The 3,311-nt window shown below is 39.0% G+C and carries 2 protein-coding genes; one reads left to right on the top strand and one right to left on the bottom strand.

All coding sequences use genetic code 11. From position 1 onward, the window contains the following. Positions 1–55: 55 nt before the first annotated feature. Positions 56–1,015 carry an ABC transporter ATP-binding protein gene (locus GCCT14_RS04055; protein ID WP_239978373.1) on the bottom strand — a complete coding sequence of 320 codons (960 nt, stop codon included), beginning with the start codon at positions 1,013–1,015 and terminating at the stop codon, positions 56–58. Positions 1,016–1,371: 356 nt separating this feature from the next. Here GCCT14_RS04055 and GCCT14_RS04045 point away from each other — a divergent pair, with 356 nt between their 5' ends. Further along, entirely contained in the window at positions 1,372–3,285 is a 1,914-nt protein-coding gene (locus GCCT14_RS04045; RefSeq protein ID WP_108624339.1) for a hypothetical protein, read from the top strand. The last annotated feature ends 26 nt before the right edge of the window (positions 3,286–3,311 follow it).

Raw genomic sequence — 3,311 nt, 5'->3', positions numbered from 1 at the left:
GAAGAAAATGATTGTGCTGCTTAAGAACAGAAATCCTGTGCGAGACTACACGGATTCAATATTTGGTGTGTGATCCTAAGTAAATGATATCTTCCACTCTGCCTGAGATTACATTGTATAGAGGTGGTCGGTTAGGTTTTTCTAGGCTGATATAAAATTTTTCTGGGCGAACACTTAGGCAGATATATGAATCGTTAAGAAGTTGTCGATCTCGATAACAGGTAATCTCTCCAAATTCAGCCACATCTACTAGAAAGTAGTCGTCAACATGGTATTGCTTCACTTCTCCTTTGAAAAAGTTTGTATCTCCAATAAAAGCAGCAACGAATCTGTTTTTAGGAGCTTCGTAAATTTCAGCAGGAGTGCCTATCTGTTCTATTCTTCCCTTGTTCATAATTGCAATACGATCACTGATTCCCATTGCCTCTGATTGATCATGTGTTACAAATAAAAAAGTAATCTCAACCTCATCATGAATCTGATCCAGTTCAAGAAGCATCTTTTGACGTAGTTTTAGATCAAGAGCAGCTAAAGGTTCGTCTAGAAGGAGAACCTGTGGCTTCATAATTAATGCCCTGCCAATGGCTACACGTTGCTTTTGACCGCCACTTAATTCTTCGGGGAATTTTTGTGAATGTTCACTCATTTGAATAAGAGAAAGCATTCTTCCTACTGCCTCTCTTCTTTCTATAGGAGAGGCACCTTGAACTTTCATTCCGAATTCAATGTTTTCTAAAACAGTCAGATGCGGAAATAGCGCATAATTTTGAAATATAGTATTAACCTTTCGTTTATTTGCGGGAAGACAAGTAATATCCTCTGAAGCCAGTATAATCGATCCAGAATCTGGTGATTCGAATCCAGCAATCATTCGTAATAGTGAGGTTTTACCACTCCCACTTGGTCCTAAAATAGAAAAGATCTCTCCTCTTTGCACACAGAGTTCCTGAATATCAACTACACAAGTGTTGTTAAAGTTTTTTTTCAAATTAGAAAGACACAAGAACGCATCCAAAATGATCACCCCAATGTTTGTAGAAAGGATACCAATTTATGATTAGAAAGTCCCTATGTTCTAAATGATGAAAAAGCAAGTTTTTTTTAATCAAAACAAACTGCCTATAAGGAAGAGTAAATCTTTTTGTTGAAGAGAGTAGATTTTTTTTGATTGAAAGTATAAAATTCTTTTTATAAAGCTGCTGCATTTAAGCTTTTGACATCTTTTTACGGCCTTGTCCTAAGGCAGTATTTTCTTATTACGATAGTAATCTTTTGTTCAGGCTCTGCCTTTACTTCTTTCTAAAGAACATTCTTTAGTCTCCAAATTTTTATTGTCATTTTCAATCTAGTTTTATCCAAAGGTATCATCCAATGAATCCTATTAATAACAACGGTCCACCACACAGACTACCAACGATATCTGAAGAAGTTGAGGCTGCGGATGCTGCTGATCAGTCACATACTCAATCAAACGATGTTCCTGACACTCATAATCATAATAGAAGTAGTGATCATACAAGTGCAGGAGGTATGGCAGGTCGAAATATTAGGAGGGTAAGAATAGTTCTTCCTAGAGATTCTATAACAACTTCTGATGAGCAAATTCCTGGTCCATCTCGCCACATGCAACCTGAGCCACCTTCTCCTGCTCCATCTAATCCGTATTCGGATTCTGCAAATTCTTTCGATAATGAAGTATGTGAAATCTTGAGAGATGGAAATAGACATGTACAAAAGATAGTGCGAGGTCTAACGGCAGGTGTAGGTCTAGCAGCAAGCGCATTTCTTATGGCTAGTTTGGCAAATACTGATAACCAATGGGTAGGCTATTCAGTAGCTGCTGCAACTGCTTTTGCTGCTCAAGTTTTATTGTCTGCCAATCCATTAAGAGGGATTACATACTTTATATCCAGGATTGCTCAATCTGTTGGTGGCGGAGGTAATAATGGAGATACAACTGATAGTGCTAATCAATCTCCTCCTCACAATCGTTTAAGGAGATTTTCTTCAGCAGTTGTAGATCGTATTCATTCAATGGGCAACAATCGCCGCCCTGAAACTACATGCAATGCAAATCCCAAATGCAGAGTAGGAGGGAAAGAGGTATGCATGAAAACTCTATTACAGGATAACCCAGTTGATTGTAGTGAGATATTAGTACATGGACGCGCTCTTTTGCTTTCCATAGCTTTGTCACTATTTTCCATTGCTAGCCTTTCATATGTAATTGCAATTACTGAAATAGATAAGTCAAAGATTCCATCTACAACAACAGCACCAACCACAAGTTCATCATCTTCAACTGAAGCTAATCGTAATGAAATTGACGCAATAATCCCTTCGGATGTTAATTCATTAATCCCTTCTGATGCAGCTGAAAACTTGTTAATCGAAGCACTTGGCGTAGAGTCTACCTTGCTAGCTTGCCATGTCGTGAATATTCTCTGTTGTATTAATCGTATGTTTGTAATTAGGAGAAGGGGAAGACGTCTTAGAGAATTAATCGAGTCAAGAGAAGATCGGGAAGAAAGATCTCATTTTCGTGTCGACATGAGCTCAATTTTTGACTGGCAGAATATTCGTGGTAATATTCCAATTCCAAATGACTTACCTCCATCAACTATTATCGAACTAGATGAGATGGGGGAGAACAATAATGTAGGTCATGTTGATTCAACATCTACCTCTCAATTAAGTAGTTCGCTACAATCAGTGTCTGTGTCAGTTGAAGTAGTTCCAGATGGACAGCAGGATGAAGAATCATTGTCAGTGGAGAATGACTTTATACCACCGCCGGAAGGATTTGATGATTGTCCAGAATATGCATCTGAACCTGGTTTAAACTTACCAGAAGATGATGATTTGCCTCCTCCACCTCCAGAAGCATTCTTTGACTGTCCAGAATATGCATCTGGGCCTGGTTTAAACTTGCCGGAAGATGATTTGCCTCCTCCACCACCTCCAGAAGCATTCTTTGACTGTCCAGAATATGCATCTGGACCTGTGTTAACATCACATGGTGGGGTTGAGAGCGGAAGCGTTACGTCTTCAGATGAGCGAGATGTGACTGATTCCAGCTCCCCAAGAAACTCTCCGGCTAATCTGTTGAGACGATTTTTTAGATTAAATCGACCTCCATCTCCATTGCCTTGGGCTTCTGCGGCAAGTGAACCTACTCAACCTAATGATCAGTCACAAATCTCTGCAGATCCTCAGGAAGATTCTTCAAATAATAAGAAGGGTGGAAAGAGAAAGAAGAAAGAGAAGCATCTTTCTAGGGTATAACCATTTTGGTAGATAACAAAACAAAA

Source organism: Candidatus Similichlamydia epinepheli (assembly GCF_003056015.1).
This window is presented reverse-complemented; position numbering and strand designations above follow the sequence as displayed.